11 protein-coding genes are annotated in these 14,910 nt (G+C 62.3%); 2 read left to right on the forward strand and 9 right to left on the reverse strand.

Going from position 1 to position 14,910, the window contains the following annotated elements; translation table 11 throughout:
* Positions 1 to 40: 40 nt before the first annotated feature.
* From ydiJ to hglS, 4 genes are read right to left on the reverse strand one after another with little or no spacing between them, the layout of a single operon-like run.
* On the reverse strand, positions 41 to 3,070 hold the full coding sequence (gene ydiJ / locus AC1DJO_RS06065) for a D-2-hydroxyglutarate dehydrogenase YdiJ (protein WP_112388546.1): 3,030 nt from the start codon (positions 3,068 to 3,070) through the stop codon (positions 41 to 43).
* 33 nt (positions 3,071 to 3,103) lie between these two features.
* Positions 3,104 to 4,339, reverse strand: coding sequence for a pyridoxal phosphate-dependent aminotransferase (locus AC1DJO_RS06070; protein ID WP_112388545.1), 1,236 nt, complete (start codon positions 4,337 to 4,339; stop codon positions 3,104 to 3,106).
* Between the two features lie 12 nt (positions 4,340 to 4,351).
* A complete protein-coding gene (amaB, locus tag AC1DJO_RS06075) occupies positions 4,352 to 5,884 on the reverse strand; it encodes an L-piperidine-6-carboxylate dehydrogenase (RefSeq protein ID WP_112388544.1) in 1,533 nt (510 codons plus the stop codon).
* 46 nt (positions 5,885 to 5,930) lie between these two features.
* The gene (gene hglS / locus AC1DJO_RS06080; RefSeq protein WP_112388543.1) at positions 5,931 to 7,325 is read right to left on the reverse strand and encodes a 2-oxoadipate dioxygenase/decarboxylase HglS; all 1,395 of its coding nucleotides are present in this window, start codon (positions 7,323 to 7,325) and stop codon (positions 5,931 to 5,933) included.
* Positions 7,326 to 7,437: 112 nt separating this feature from the next.
* On the opposite strand from hglS, the gene AC1DJO_RS06085 reads away from it, so the two are divergent.
* Entirely contained in the window at positions 7,438 to 8,337 is a 900-nt protein-coding gene (locus tag AC1DJO_RS06085; protein ID WP_112388542.1) for a LysR family transcriptional regulator, read from the forward strand.
* A gap of 9 nt (positions 8,338 to 8,346) precedes the next feature.
* Here AC1DJO_RS06085 and ssuD read toward each other — a convergent pair whose 3' ends face one another.
* From ssuD to AC1DJO_RS06110, 5 genes are all read right to left on the reverse strand, one after another.
* A complete protein-coding gene (gene ssuD / locus AC1DJO_RS06090) occupies positions 8,347 to 9,498 on the reverse strand; it encodes an FMNH2-dependent alkanesulfonate monooxygenase (RefSeq protein ID WP_112388541.1) in 1,152 nt (383 codons plus the stop codon).
* Between the two features lie 16 nt (positions 9,499 to 9,514).
* A complete protein-coding gene (locus AC1DJO_RS06095) occupies positions 9,515 to 10,357 on the reverse strand; it encodes an ABC transporter permease subunit (protein WP_112388540.1) in 843 nt (280 codons plus the stop codon).
* 44 nt (positions 10,358 to 10,401) lie between these two features.
* Positions 10,402 to 11,190: a taurine ABC transporter ATP-binding protein gene (locus tag AC1DJO_RS06100; RefSeq protein ID WP_112388539.1), complete on the reverse strand. Its 789-nt coding sequence runs from the start codon at positions 11,188 to 11,190 to the stop codon at positions 10,402 to 10,404.
* Between the two features lie 64 nt (positions 11,191 to 11,254).
* Positions 11,255 to 12,262, reverse strand: a complete 1,008-nt coding sequence (gene tauA / locus AC1DJO_RS06105; RefSeq protein ID WP_112388538.1) for a taurine ABC transporter substrate-binding protein — start codon at positions 12,260 to 12,262, stop codon at positions 11,255 to 11,257.
* A gap of 262 nt (positions 12,263 to 12,524) precedes the next feature.
* Positions 12,525 to 13,541, reverse strand: coding sequence for a LacI family DNA-binding transcriptional regulator (locus AC1DJO_RS06110; RefSeq protein ID WP_112388537.1), 1,017 nt, complete (start codon positions 13,539 to 13,541; stop codon positions 12,525 to 12,527).
* A gap of 272 nt (positions 13,542 to 13,813) precedes the next feature.
* Between AC1DJO_RS06110 and AC1DJO_RS06115 the strand changes: the two genes are divergently transcribed.
* The gene (locus AC1DJO_RS06115; protein ID WP_112388536.1) at positions 13,814 to 14,860 is read left to right on the forward strand and encodes an ABC transporter substrate-binding protein; all 1,047 of its coding nucleotides are present in this window, start codon (positions 13,814 to 13,816) and stop codon (positions 14,858 to 14,860) included.
* The last annotated feature ends 50 nt before the right edge of the window (positions 14,861 to 14,910 follow it).

Below are 14,910 nucleotides of genomic sequence, written 5' to 3' on the forward strand. Positions count from 1 at the left end.
TGCAGAAGGCCGCAATCCTGCGATTGCGGCCTTCTGCCGTTCAGCCGGTGAGAGCGTCGATAATCGCCAGCGGATGGGGGATCGACTTGGTGTCGATGGCTTTGACCTGGGAGCGGCAGGAATATCCGGTCGCCATCGTCACCGTTTCGGAAGACGTGCCGGCAATGTGGCTGCTCCAGCTCATGGCATAGAGCGCTTCGGACGTGGCACGGTTGCGGACCTCGTGGCCGAATGTGCCGGCCATGCCGCAGCAGCCGGTACTGGCAATTTCAAGGGGGATGCCAAGCGCCTTGAAGACAGTCTTCCACTGAGCCGTCGCCGACGGTGCATTGCTGCGCTCGGTGCAGTGGGGGAGCAGGCTGTAGACGGGTGAGGCCGATTTTTGGGGTTGGGCTGAGAGCCTGTCGAGATTGGCAGCTAACCATTCCTGCGGCAGCAGTACCGTTGCCTCCACGCCGTTGCCCCATAATCCCTTGTATTCGCTGCGATAGACAAGCGTCATCGACGGGTCGAGGCCCACCAGTGTGGCGCCGGCGGCAGCGAGGTCTTGCAGATATCGGGCTGTCTTTGTTGCATTCGCCTCGAAGCGGCCGAGATATCCGTGGACATGCATCGCCTTGCCGTTCTGCTTGCCTTCGGCGAGATAGGGGATCAGCCCCATTTTTCGCGCCAGACTGATTGCCGAAAGCGCAACGCCCGGATCGAAATGGGCTGTGAATGCGTCGGCGACGAAGACCACGGCGCGCTTCTTCTCCTGCTCCGGCAGGCCTTCGATCAGCTCTTGCGTGGCAACGGCTACGCCGAGCCTTCGGGCTTCGGCTTTGAGCGGCCGAGGCGGCAGCAGCGGCAGCGCCGTCAAACCGGAAAGCCGCATCACGTGTCTGCCTGCTTCGGTGCCTGCCATCAGATTGTAGAGCGGCCGCGCCTGCGCCATCCAGGGCAGTGACGTCTCGATCGCGGCCACAAGCAGGTCCTTCAGCGGGCGCGCATACCTGCTGTAGTAGAGTTCGAGGAATTTCGAGCGGAAGGCCGGCACGCTGACCTTGACCGGACACTGCCCGGTGCAGGCCTTGCAGGCGAGGCAGGTATCCATGGCTTCGCGGACTTCGTGCGAAAAGTCGTCGCGGTTGCGCGGATCGAGCGAGTTGAAGATCCGCTTCGGCAGGGTTGCGAGCGAACTGCCGCGGCGCAGACGTTTTGCCTCGGCGCGCGGGTCGATGCTCTTGTCCGCCAGCAGCCTCAGCCACTCGCGCATCAGCGCCGCCCGGCCCTTCGGCGAAAAACGCCGGTCACGCGTCGCCTTGTAGGAGGGGCACATGGGGCTCGTTTCGTCGAAATCGAAACAGGCGCCGTTCCCGTTGCAATAGGCGGCATTGTCGAAGGCGGCTCTGATCTCGTTGCCAATGGCACGATCGACGCCGCCGCGCAGGGGCACGCCGTCGATCTTCAGGAGGGGCTCGACTGACGGCGCGGCGATCTTGCCGGGATTCAGCTTGTTCTGAGGATCGAAGGCCCGCTTGATTTGCTGCAGGCAAGGATAGAGATCGCCGAAGAATTCGGGAACATATTCCGACCGCACGCCCTTGCCGTGCTCGCCCCAGAGAACGCCGCCATATTTCTTCGTCAGGGCGACGACGGCATCGCTGATCTCCCGGACGAGCGGGGTGTGATCATCGCGTGTGAGGTCGAGCGCCGGGCGTACATGCAGAACGCCTGCATCGACATGGCCGAACATCCCGTAGGACAGCCCGGCGCTATCAAGCAGCGCGCGAAATTCGCGGATATAGGCGGCCAGATTCTCCGGCGGAACGGCGGTGTCTTCGACGAACGGAACCGGGCGCACCGGCCCGTCAACATTGCCGAGCAGGCCGACGGCGCGTTTACGCATCGTCCAGATTGCCTCGATGTCGCGATGCTGGCGTGCGATCGTGTGGCCGAGGCGATCCGGGTTGGCGTTGCCGAACGCGGCGGTCACCTCGCCAAGCTTCCGCTCCAGTTCGGTTTCGTCATCCGCCAGGATCTCGACGATGTTGATACCGTTGGCAGGGGAGGCCGCGTCATCGGGAAAGAACTGGCCGATGTCGTTCCAGACGATATCCGTCTTCGCGAGCCCGAGCACCTTCTCGTCGACGGTTTCGACGGACGCGACCTTCAGCGCCGTCAGCGTCCGGGCATCTTCCAGCGCCGCATTGAAATCGTTGTAGCGGATATTGATCAATGCGGCATGGGCGGGGAGCGGCAGCAGATTGAGCTCTGCCTCTGCGATCATCGCCAGCGTGCCTTCGGACCCGCAGAGGATGGCATTCAGATCGAAGCGGCCGTCCGGCTGGCGGATATGGGCCAGATCGTAGCCGGTCATGTAGCGGTTGAGCTTCGGAAAGACAGTCTCGATCCGCTCACGCTTTTCTCGCGCGATGCCATCGACGGTCCGGTGGATCTCGCCGATCCTGTCCTGGCGTTGAAGAATCTCGGCAAGCGCCGTTTCGCTGAGCGCGCGCGACCACCATTCGGAACCGTCGGCCAGCACGATGCGCAGGCCGACAACGTGGTTGGAGGTCTTGCCATAAAGGCAGGAGCCTTGTCCGCAGGCATCGGTAGAGACCATGCCGCCGATCGTTGCCCGGTTGGAGGTTGAGAGTTCCGGAGCGAAGAACAGGCCGTAAGGCTTCAGGGCGCGGTTCAGCTGGTCCTTGACGACACCGGACTGGACACGTGCGATGCGCCTGACCGGGTCGATCTCCAGGATCTTGTTCATGTGCCGTGAGCAATCGACCACGAGGCCCGAGGTAAGCGACTGACCATTGGTGCCGGTGCCGCCGCCGCGCGGGGTGATGGTCATGCCGCTGAAAGCCGGCTCGCTAAGCACCTTCGCGAGGATCTTCAGATCATCGGCACCCCTCGGAAACAGGATGCCCGCCGGTTCCAGCTGGTAGATCGAATTGTCGGTCGCATAGACCGTGCGGGCGCCCGCACGGCTCTCGGCGTCGCCACTGAAACCGGCTTCGACGAGACGCTCGAAGAAGCCGGCTGGAGATGCGGGAGCAAGGTGCGATGTGAGGCGCGGGATCATGCGTGCCGGTCCAAGGTCGCTAGACCGCTTCCATCAGGGCTTCAAAGCCGCGCATGCCCGTTCGATGCGGTCGAGTGCCTCGGCAAGCTCGGCTTCCGATGTCGCATAGGATATCCGGAAGAACGGCGACAGACCGAAGGCCGAACCCGGAACGACTGCGACATGCGCATCCTCGAGGAGGTAGTCGGTGAAGTCGTGATCGGCTTCGATCCGCTTGCCTTTCGGCGTCGTCCTGCCGAGGATGCCTGCACATCCCGAGAAGGTGTAGAAGGCGCCTTCCGGTGTGCGGCATTCCAGGCCATCGATCGTGTTCAGCCGGCCGACGACCAGATCGCGGCGGCGCTGGAAGCTTTCCTGACGTTCTTTCAGAAATGTCTGCGGGCCGTTCAGGGCTTCGACGGCGGCTGCCTGGCTGACGGAGCTTGGGCAGGAGGTTGCTTGGCTCTGGATCACGGCCATGGCCTTGATCAGCGGCTTCGGCCCGCCGGCATAGCCGATGCGCCAGCCAGTCATGGCATAGGCTTTCGACACGCCGTTGATCGTCAGCGTACGTTCCTTGAGGCGCGGCTCAAGGGCAACGGGGGTGACGAAGTCGAAACCGTCATAGACGATGTGTTCGTACATGTCGTCGACCATCAGCCAGACATGCGGATGGCGCAACAGAACGTCGATCAGCGGCCGATAGTCGGCTGCGGCATAGGCCGCGCCCGATGGGTTCGAGGGTGAGTTCAGCAGCACCCAGCGGGTCTTCGGCGTGATCGCCGCTTCCAGCTGCGCCGCCTGAAGGCGGAATCCGGCCGCCGCATCGCAGGGAACCAGAACCGGCACGCCGCCGCAGACTTCGACGATATCCGAATACGAGGTCCAGTAGGGCGTCGGGATGATGACCTCGTCGCCGGGATCGAGTGTCGCCATGAAGGCATTGAAGAGAATCTGCTTGGCGCCGGTGGCCACCGTCACTTCGTCGACGGCGTAATCGACGCCGTTTTCGCGGCGGAATTTTTCGGCGACGGCCTTTTTCAAGGCGGGTGTGCCGTCAAGCGCGGTGTATTTCGTGTCGCCTGCATCGATCGCGGCCTTGGCCGCCTGCTTGACGTTATCTGGCGTGTCGAAATCCGGCTCGCCGGCGCCGAGAATGATGACCGGCAGGCCGTCGCGCTTCATCGCCGCCGCCTTGGCGCCGATCTGCAGGATCTTCGAAACGCCAACGGTGGCGATGCGCGAGGCCGGGCGGAACCCAGCCTCCTTGATCTCGGTGGTGACGGTCATTTTCTCAGAGCCCTATTCGATGTCGAAGGAGACGCCCTGTGCCAGCGGCAGGGCCTTCGAGTAGTTCACCGTGTTGGTGGCGCGGCGCATATAGGCTCTCCAGGCATCCGACCCGGACTCGCGCCCGCCGCCGGTTTCCTTCTCACCGCCGAACGCGCCGCCGATTTCCGCACCGGATGTGCCGATGTTGACATTGGCGATACCACAATCGGAGCCTTCGACAGAAAGGAAACGCTCTGCCTCGCGCATGTCAAGCGTGAAGATCGATGAGGAAAGACCAGCGCCGACAGCGTTGTGATCGGCGATGACGGCGTCGAGATCGCTGTATTTCATCACGTAGAGGATCGGCGCGAAGGTTTCCTCGAGGACCGGTCCCTCATGCTTCGGCATTTCGACCAGCGCCGGCTTCACGTAGTAGGCGTTCTCGCTGCCGGTATCGACCCGCTGGCCGCCATGAACCGCCCCGCCATGCTTGGCAGCTTCGCCGAGCGCCTTCTGCATGCCGTCGAAGGCTGCCTTATCCACCAGCGGGCCGACAAGGGCTGCGCCATCCAGCGGATTGCCGACCGAGACGCTCGCATAGGCCTTCTTGAGGCGCGGCACGAGCTGATCGTAGACGCTGTCGTGGACGAAGAGGCGGCGCAGTGTGGTACAGCGCTGACCGGCCGTGCCCATGGAGCCGAAGGCGATGGCGCGCAGCGCCATGTCGAGATCGGCCGACGGGCAGACAATGCCGCCATTGTTGCCGCCGAGTTCGAGGATGGAGCGCGCGAAGCGCTTGGCAAGGCGCGGTCCGACTTCGCGACCCATGCGGGTCGAGCCGGTTGCGGAGACGAGAGCGACCTTCGAATGGTCGACCAGCGCTTCGCCGATCGTGCGGTCGCCAATGAGCACCTGCGACAGGTCCTCAGGCGCATCGCCGAAGCGCTTCAGCGCCCGTTCCAGGATTGCCTGCGATGCCAGCGCCGTCAGCGGCGTCTTTTCGGACGGCTTCCAGACGATGCTGTTGCCGCAGACGAGCGCCAACGCAGCATTCCAGGCCCAGACGGCGACCGGGAAATTGAAGGCGGAGATGATGCCGATAACGCCGAGCGGATGCCAGGTTTCCATCATCCGGTGGCCGGGACGCTCGGTAGCGATGGTGAGACCATAGAGCTGGCGGGAAAGACCGACGGCGAAATCGCAGATGTCGATCATTTCCTGCACTTCGCCGAGGCCTTCGGACGGGATCTTGCCGGCTTCGATTGAAACCAGACGGCCGAGATCGGCCTTGGCTGCGCGCAGTTCCTCACCGAGCAGACGAACGAGTTCCCCACGCTTCGGCGCCGGAACGAGGCGCCACTTCTGGAATGCCACATGGGCGCGGTCGATGGCCTCGACGGCCTTCGCCGGTGAGACTGTTTTCAGCTGGCCGGTGCGCTCGCCGGTGACGGGCGAGAAGGCGTCCATGTCGCCGCCTGTGTAGGCGGACTTGGCGACACCCAGGCGATCGAGGATGGTCACGGCTTCTTCGGCGACGGACACGGATTTGACGGCAATATTCATCTGATGGAACTCCAGTTCGGAAACGTCTCGGATCGGTGGCCGGAATTTACTCGGCGGCCGGGCGTCTGGTCAGTGCATTGAGGCAGGCGTCGAGGGACGACTGTTCGATGCCTGCATAATGGTCGAATTCGTTGAGCACCTTGGCGCCGAGATTGCTTTCGAAGCGCTGCTGGTTCGGGCTCGCCACGAAGTCCTGCTGTGCACCATCGCCGAGGTTCGACTGGAAGATGCCGGCGGCGCTGACGGGCAGGAAGTCCTCATAGACGATCGGATCGAACTGGATCAGGCCGTCGGCGATAAGCGCATCGACATCGGAACCAGCAGGGATGGACGTCTTGCTTCCCTTTTCGGTCAGCGAATAGCTGAAATAGCCGAGACCTTCGGCGCGGATCGTCTTCCAGTCATCCGGGAACGCCTGGAAGGTTTCGATCAGTGCTGTCTCGTAGGCCTTGGCGTTGGATCCGTCGGCGGCCGGGCGAACCACCTTGCGGGAAGCGTCGAGAAGCGTGTCGTAGAGGCCGCGGCCCTTCGGCGTCAGCGCGATGCCGCGCTGTTCGATCTCGCCGAAGCGGGCCGTATGCGATCCGGTCTGCCAGCCGCCCTTGCCGTCTTCGAAGGCGACTGCTTCCTCCAATGCCTTGAACGACGTCTGGCGCAGCAGGATCGCGCATCTACGGGCCGGGGGGCCCTCGACGATTGCCTTGGGCGCGATGTCGTAGTCAGGCATCAGGGCCTGGACACGGTCGATATCGAGCGTGCGCGGCGTCAGGTGGTTGATATGCGGGCCCTTGAAGGAGACGACATCGGCAATGAGCCGGTGGGCGTCGTGCAGGCGGTGATACATCTCGCCATCGACGATCGCCTTGTCGTGCCAGCGGAAGGTTTCCAACACTTCGGCGACGAAGCGATCGGCATCGTCTTTCGACAGGCCGCCGTCTTTTTCGGCCTTCTCTGTCAGTTCGACCGCGCCCGCCGTGAAAATCCGGCGCGTTTCGAGAATGCGGGCGGCGTCTTTGCGCAGTTCCTGATCGGCGATCAGATCGAGGCGCAGCAGCGAGGTGAAAACGCGGAACGGATTGCGCTTCAGCGCTTCATCGCCGACCGGGCGGAAGGCGGTGGAGTGAACCGGAACGCCCGCGGTCGACAGATCGTAATAGCCGACCGGATACATGCCCATGACGGCGAAGACGCGCCGCATCATCGCCAGTTCGCCGGCAGTGCCGAGACGGATGGCGCCGTGGCGCTCTTCGGAAATGCGATCGAGATTGTCGGTTGCTTCCAGGCGTGCCTTGAGATCGGGCTCGTTTGCGAGCGCCTCTGCGTTGACGCGGGCAACGAGGTCCATCAGCGTGCCATAGGCCGGCACTTCGTTGCGATACATGGCTGACATGGCGGCGGAAAAGGCTGACCGGATGTCGCTCGATGTGACGTGTTTTGTCATGTGCGTGGCCCTAAATGGATTTGTCACTTGATGCTGAAAGTGGGATATACTCCTCCCATCGATGTCAATGTTGTGACTTATGCGTTTAACTTGATGCGGAAACGGAATAGCCATGCGCCGAAGCCTCGTTCCTGACATCGTCACGCTGCAGGCCTTCGAATGCGCCGCGCGTCACGAGAATTTCTCGCGCGCGGCCGAAGAGCTCAGTCTGACGCAAAGCGCCATCAGCCGGCAGATCGCCGATCTGGAGCTGCAGACTGGTCTTAAGCTTTTCGAGCGCGTCCGCCAGCGGGTCATCCTCTCGGAGGCCGGGCAGCGGTTACTTCCAGAGGTGAGAGACCTGCTGTTGCGCTCCGAACGGCTGATGATCGAAGCGGCGGCGGCCGGGCGGATGCGCGCGTCATTGAAGATCGCGACGCTTCCGACCTTCGGCGCCAGATGGCTGGTGCCACGCCTTGGGCGATTTCTCGCCGATCATCAGGATGTGGCGCTGACCATCGAATCGCGCTCGAAGCCCTTTAGTTTCAGCGAGGACAGTTTCGATCTCGCGATTCACTTCGGCCAGCCGGTCTGGGCAGGCGGCGTTCCCACCTTCCTGTGCCATGAAACGGTGTTGCCGGTGGCGAGCCGAAGCCTTGCCGGACAATTGAAGATCAGTGCGGCGAAAGACCTGTCGCAAGCGCCATTGCTGCATCTGACCACCAGGCCGAAGCTCTGGGCAGACTGGTTTCAGATGCAGCAGGCGTCGGTCGAGAATGCCTATCTCGGCCTTCGTCTCGACCAGTTCTCGATGATCGTTACGGCTGTGGCGGCAGGCCTCGGCGTCGCGCTTCTGCCAACCTACCTGATCGAAGACGAGCTCAAGTCGGGAGCGCTCGTCACGCTGCTGGATATCACGATGCCGACGGAGAACGCCTATTACGTCGTTCGCCCCGAAAACAAGCAAAGCCACCCGGCCGCCGACCAGTTTCAGACATGGCTGCTATCGGAGGTGTCGCCAACACTGTCGTGACGCCCGGTCCTATGCCGGGCGCTTGGAGCGCAGTCCGCTTTCGAAAGTCTGGTTGTCTTCGCCGACGCCATAGGACCGTTCGCCCTTGACGCCGATGAGCGGAAACAGCAGCTCGGCAACATTGAAGGCTTCCTCGAGATGCGGATAGCCGGAGCCGATGATCGTCTCGATACCGATCTCCTGATATTCACGCAGCCGCACTGCGATGTTTTCCGGGCTGCCGACGAGAGCCGTGCCGGCGCCGCCACGCACCAGCCCGTGGCCGGCCCAGAGGTTTGGTCCAACGACAAGCTTGTCGCGGCGCCCCTGATGCAGCGCGGACATACGCTTCTGGCCGACGGACTGCGAGACGTTGAGGAATTCATTCTGCGCGGCGGCGACCTGTTCGTCGGTCACCCTGCTGATCAGATCGTCGGCTGCCGCCCAGGCCTTCTCCTCGGTCTCGCGAACGATGAAATGGATGCGCAGACCGAAGCGGATTTTGCGCCCTTCGGCCAGTGCCCGCTCCTTGACCCTGATGATTTTCTCGGTGAGCAGATCGGCGGGCTCTCCCCAGCTCAGATAGACGTCCGCATGTTTGGCGGCGACGGCGATACCTGAGTCTGATGATCCGCCGAACCAGATCGGCGGATGCGGCGTCTGGACCGGCGGGAATGACAGGCCGCGGCCGTGGGAGGACAGGTACTTGCCTTCGAAATCGGCGTCCTCACCGGATAGGATCCGTCGCCAGATCGTCAGGAACTCGTCGGTCTGTTCATAGCGTTCGCCATGGCCGAGCTTGTTGCCGTCGCCCGCCAGATCGGCGGGGTCGGCGCCCGTCACGACGTTGAACAACGCTCTGCCGCCCGAGACGCGGTCGAGCGCTGCGGCATGGCGGGCAAACATCGCCGGCGTCCCGCTACCCGGGCGAAGCGCGACCAGAAAGCGCAGGCGCTCGGTCAGGGGTACCAGCGCGGCGGCGGTGATCCAGGCATCCTCGCAATAGGTGCCGGTCGGCAGCAGCACGCCCTCGAAGCCGAGCCGGTCTGCGGCTTGGGCGATATCGCGCATGTAGCCAAATGTCGGCGGACGGTGGCGTTCCTCGCTTCCGAGATAGGGGCCGTCGCCATGCGTCGGCAGGTACCAGAACATCTTCAGAGGCGGGTTTGCATTCTTGCTCATATCGATCGGTCCGGTGTCAGAGTTTGCCCTTCCAGGGCACAAGCTGCTTTTCGAGAAAGCGCATTGCGGCCGTGAAGGCGAAGGCGAAGATGGCGATGACGATCAGGCCCACGAAGACGACGTCCGTCGCCAGGAAGTTGGCAGCCGACATGATCATGTAACCGACGCCCGACTGCGCAGCGATCAGTTCGGCCGCCACCAGTGTCGACAGCGTGGCGCCGATTGCGATGCGCAGGCCGGTCAGGATTTCCGGAAGGGCCGAAGGAAGCACGATCGTCGTGAACAGCTGGAAGGTGTTGGCGCCGAGCGACTGCGCGGCATTGATGCGCTCCTGCGGGACCGAGCGGACACCGGCCTGTGCGGCGTAACAGATCGGGGCGAAGGCTGAGAGGCTGAGGAGCAGGATCTTCGAGGACTCGCCGATGCCGAGCCAGATGATCAACAGCGGCAGATAGGCAAGCGGCGGCAGGCCCCAGTAGATGTCGATCGGAACGCTGAGCACGCCCTTGGCCCAGCGGTTAAGCCCCATGATCAGACCGATCGGGACGCCAAGGACAATGCCGAAGGCGAGCGATACGCTGATGCGTCCAAGGCTTGCCAGAATGTGTTCCGTCAGCGTGCCGTTCGCATAGCCGTCAGAGGCGATTGCCTGAAACTGCACGAGGACTTCGCTTGGCGACGGTAGGAAGAGCGGCGAGGCGAGATGATAGCGGGTGGCGATCACCCAGCCGAGGACGAGCGCCAGCAGGGTGCCGGCGCTGATGGCGAATGTGCCGGTCGCGGGAGTGCGGCTGCGCGGTTTGCGCGGCGAGGCGACTTCACCCTCTATTGCCGTCGAGTGCTCTGCCAATACGCTCATGGGGTAATTCCTTGGTGCCTGTCTTCGCTGTCATGCGCCAGCCGTCAGGCGGCGCGGCGGTCATGTGCGGGTTTGTGAATGATCGAGCGGATCTCTTCGCGGAGCGTCACGAACCGGGGATCGGCGAGGATCGGGCCGATGTCACCGGTGCTGGCAAACTGGCGAACGAAGCCGGCTTCATAACGTGCCACGACGCGGCCGGGGCGCGGCGACATGACGAGGATATGGGTTCCGAGCGTCAGGGCCTCTTCGATCGAATGGGTGATGAAGAACACCTGCTTCCTGGTTTCCGACCAGACCGAAGCCAGCAATTGCTGCATGGTTTCGCGGGTCAGGCTGTCGAGCGCGCCAAACGGTTCGTCCATCAGAAGCACCTTCGGATCAGTCGCCAGTGCCCGGGCGATGCCGACGCGCTGGCGCATGCCGCCGGAGAGCTCGTAGGGAGGCTTGGATTCGAAGTCAGAGAGACCGACCAGCTTGAGAAGTTCACGCGCGCGTTGATATCGCTCTCTCTTTCCCACGCCCTGATAGCGCAGCCCGAGAGCCACATTGTCGAGAACGCTCGACCAGGGAAGCAGGGTGTCCTTCTGGAACACCACGCCGCGGTCGCCGCCTGGGCGCGACACGGGCGCGCCGTCGATCAGGATCTCGCCTTCCGTCAGCGGCTGGAAGCCGGCAATGGCGTTTAGCAGGGTGGATTTTCCGCAGCCGGATGCGCCGAGCGCGACAACGATGGAGTCCTGCGGGATATTGAAGGAGACGTTGTCGAGCGCATGGACGGAGGTTCCGTCGGCTGCGTCGAACTTCACGGTCGCGTTTCTGACTTCGAGCATGGGGAGAGTCCTGACAAGGAGATATGGCGGCCCATCGGGCCGCCATTTGTGTCTGAGAATGATCTCAGTTCGAAGCGAGAGCCGCTGCCGCGAACTGCGGATCCACGAAGCCGGCGTAGCTGTCCTTCACCGCCGTGATCTTCTTCTGCTCCTTGAGGAACTGCGCGGTGTCCTTCAGCGTCTTGGCGACGCTGCCCTTGTCGCCTTCGCCGAGCCAGGCCGCTGTGACCTGTTCCTGGAGGGGGACGACCACGGTCGTGTTCAGCCAGCCGGCATTTTCTTCAGGCGTGCCACCCTGAAGCTTGGCAATCGCCTTGATGTTCTCGGAGGACGGACCCCAGTTTTTCGGGTTCTTTGCGAAGTCGACATAGTACTTGTCGAGCTGGCCGACATACTTCGTCAGAAACTCGGGGTTCTTCTTGGCGAACTCGCCGGTGACAACGAGGGCGCTGAACACAGGCGCGCCGCGCTTGGAAACTTCACCCGAGGTCACCAGAACCTTGCCGTCCTTCTTCAGTTCGCTCAGAGCCGGGTCCCAGACGAAGGCGCCGTCAATATCGCCGCGCTTCCAGGCGGCAACGATCTGCGGCTGCGGCATTGCGATAACCTGCGAATCCTTCTCGGTGAGGCCTTCCTGCTTCAGGTAGGCGAGCAGCTGGTAGTGATCGGTCGAAACCGGGGCTGCGGAGAACTTCTTGCCCTTGAGATCGGCAGAGGACTTGATGTCGTTGCGCACGACCAGGGCTTCGCTGTCGCCAGCGCCAGCGGTGATGTAGATGCCCTTGACGTCGAGATCCTTGCTGACCGAGGCAGCATAGGGGCTCGAGCCGACGTCGCCGAGCTGGACGTCGCCGGATGCGATCGCCGCGAAGATGTCGGCGCCGGAGTTGAAGCGACGGAATTCTATATCCCAGCCGGTCTGCTTGGCGAGTTCGCCATTGGCGATGCCGACCAGATACGGCACAGCGCCGGTCTGATAGGCGATAACAACCTTCTTGGCTTCATCCGCATGTGCGGCGGTCATAAAGGACGCGACCAGACCGATCGTTCCAAGCAATGTTTTGATGCGCATGTGCCACCCTCAATGTTCATCGTCGGCCACAGCGGCGACGTCCAAATCAGATTTCCACAATGTATATTTATTTTATAGATTATATTTTCTAAGTTTTCGGAGGAAGGGAGAAGACTAGTCCGCGCAGGGCACAGGCAGGCAGCAGAGACTTACCTTGAGAGCGGCGGGTGTCTGTCCGGTGCAGCTGGAAGCCGGTGCTAGCGCTGACAAGCTCGCCTGCGGCAGAAGGCGCGGGACGGCCACCCCGCACAGGATTGCGCCGTTACATTTGCGGAATGAGCGGCGGCACCTGAATGACGACAGGCTTGCTGACGCCCGATTCGATGACTTCGAACACCTTTTTCAGCATCTCAGGCACATCCTGCCGCACCATCTCTATCTCGTTTCCGAGCAGCGAGACGAAGGGATCCCAGTCGAAACAGCCGAGAACGAGACTGTCGTCGTTGAGGTGCCCGGACCGCCGCACCCAGCGCATGACGCCTTCGAGCGAAATGGTCGAGTTGACGAACATGCCGCCGACATTGGCATCGCCCTTGAGCGCTAGATCGTCCAGCGCCTTCTCGGCTTTCTCCGGTGCGTAGCCGCAGGCAAGGATATGTTCCTCGGCAACGGCGAGGCCGAGATCGGAGTGGGCAGCACGAAAGCCCCGGATGCGTTCTGCCGTATTGTGATCGCTGCCGCGGCCGCCGATGAAGAGCAGCGGGCCCTTCTTTCCGAGCCGCCGTTCGCAGTTCACCAGAATGCGCCGGGTCAGTTCGCGGGCGCCGGCAAAATTGTCAGAAATAATCGAGGGGGCGAGCGCCCCGGGCAGGTCGAGGTTGAGGCTGCGGACGCCGGCTGCGGCGCACATCTCCGTGATCCTGTCCGGGTCGGTGGCGCCCGTCGCGATCAGGCATTCGACCTGGTAGGAAAGCATCGTGCGGGCGGCCTCGATCTCAAGTTCGGGGTCGCGGCGGGTACAGGTGATGATCGGAAAAAGCCCGCGCGCGCGGGCCATGTCCTCGAAAAGCTCGACGATCGAGCCGAAGTAGCGGTTGTCATATTTCGGAACGATCATGCCGATGATGTGGGACTTTTCGCGCCTCAGCAGGCTCGCCTGCATATTGAGCGCATAGCCCTGTTCCTCGGCTATCTTCATGATCTTTTCGGCGAGCTGGCTGCTGATCCTGCGCTTCTTCCAATTGCCGTTGAGGACGGCGCTGACGGCGCTGGCGGATGTGCCGGCAAGCTCCGCCAGATCGTAAATCGTTGTCCTCTTGGCCTGCTTTACGTGATTCAAAATTGGTTTCTCCATTTTCGCTAACTTGACATCAAACTGAAGAAGTGGCAATTCTTGCTTCATCGATTGAGCAAGCTTGCGCAATCGATGTTACAAGCTGGCTTCGTGCCGGTGCAGGGAGGTATTTTCTAAGAATCTGCGGATAGCCCGGTCTTTGCGGGGCGCGTCGCATGCCGTCTTGATGGCATCGATGGGCAGTGGCGAGGAGAGGGCGGCTGCGGTGACCGGCGGTAATGCCTGGGCCTGTCTTTGAACACACCAAGGAGGAGAGAATGAAATATCGCAATTTGCTTATGGCGTCGGCGACCATCGCGATGGGATTTGCCGGTACGGCCTTTGCCCAGGAAGCCTCGACCGTCGCTTTCCTGATGCCTGACCAGGCGTCGACGCGCTACGAGCAGCACGACTTCCCAGGCTTCAAGGCCGAGATGGAAAAGCTTTGCGCCAAGTGCACGGTCGTCTATCAGAACGCCAATGCCGATGCCTCGCTGCAGCAGCAGCAGTTCAATTCGGTGATCGCCCAGGGCGCCAAGGTAATCGTGCTCGATCCGGTTGATTCCGCCGCCGCTGCTGGTCTCGTCGAGATCGCCCAGTCGCAGGGCGTCAAGGTTATCGCCTATGACCGTCCGATCCCCGACAAGCCGGCCGATTTCTACGTCTCCTTCGACAACGAGGGTATCGGCTACGCGATCGCCAAGTCGCTGGTCGAACACCTGAAGAAGGAAGGTGTGGCCGATGGCGCCGGCGTTCTGCAGATCAACGGTTCGCCGACAGACGCCGCAGCAGGCCTCATTCGTGATGGCGTCCATCGTGGCCTGAAGGAATCTGCCTACAAGACGCTTGCCGAATACGATACGCCGGAATGGGCGCCGCCGAAGGCTCAGGAATGGGCTGCAGGCCAGATCACCCGCTTCGGCGCTGACATCAAGGGCGTCGTTGCCGCCAACGACGGCACCGGCGGCGGCGCGATTGCCGCCTTCAAGGCCGCTGGCGTGAAGCCCGTTCCGCCGGTGACGGGCAACGATGCGACGATCGCAGCGCTACAGCTCGTCATCTCCGGTGACCAGTACAACACGATCTCGAAGCCATCGGAAGTGGTTGCCGCGGCTGCTGCCAAGGTTGCCGTGCAGATGCTGAAGGGTGAAACGCCTGAAGCCAAGACGACGCTCTACAAGACGCCGTCCGAATTGTTTGTTCCGGCTGTCGTCACAGCCGAGAACATCAAGGCTGAAATCTTCGACAAGAAGATCCAGACGGCTGAGCAGATCTGCACCGGCGAATATGCCGACGGCTGCAAGAAGCTCGGCATCACCAACTAAATCTGCCTATATTCTCCGGCCGCGTTGATGGCGGCCGGAGGTTTCCCGGG

This window comes from Rhizobium sp. 05N430, from assembly GCF_056396985.1.

Excerpts from the sequence above, each read along its gene's own strand:
- ydiJ (WP_112388546.1), bottom strand. The coding sequence starts at position 3,070 with ATGATCCCGCGCCTCACATCGCACCTTGCTCCCGCATCTCCAGCCGGC.
- AC1DJO_RS06070 (WP_112388545.1), bottom strand. The coding sequence starts at position 4,339 with ATGACCGTCACCACCGAGATCAAGGAGGCTGGGTTCCGCCCGGCCTCG.
- amaB (WP_112388544.1), bottom strand. The coding sequence starts at position 5,884 with ATGAATATTGCCGTCAAATCCGTGTCCGTCGCCGAAGAAGCCGTGACC.
- hglS (WP_112388543.1), bottom strand. The coding sequence starts at position 7,325 with ATGACAAAACACGTCACATCGAGCGACATCCGGTCAGCCTTTTCCGCC.
- AC1DJO_RS06085 (WP_112388542.1), top strand. The coding sequence starts at position 7,438 with ATGCGCCGAAGCCTCGTTCCTGACATCGTCACGCTGCAGGCCTTCGAA.
- ssuD (WP_112388541.1), bottom strand. The coding sequence starts at position 9,498 with ATGAGCAAGAATGCAAACCCGCCTCTGAAGATGTTCTGGTACCTGCCG.
- AC1DJO_RS06095 (WP_112388540.1), bottom strand. The coding sequence starts at position 10,357 with ATGAGCGTATTGGCAGAGCACTCGACGGCAATAGAGGGTGAAGTCGCC.
- AC1DJO_RS06100 (WP_112388539.1), bottom strand. The coding sequence starts at position 11,190 with ATGCTCGAAGTCAGAAACGCGACCGTGAAGTTCGACGCAGCCGACGGA.
- tauA (WP_112388538.1), bottom strand. The coding sequence starts at position 12,262 with ATGCGCATCAAAACATTGCTTGGAACGATCGGTCTGGTCGCGTCCTTT.
- AC1DJO_RS06115 (WP_112388536.1), top strand. The coding sequence starts at position 13,814 with ATGAAATATCGCAATTTGCTTATGGCGTCGGCGACCATCGCGATGGGA.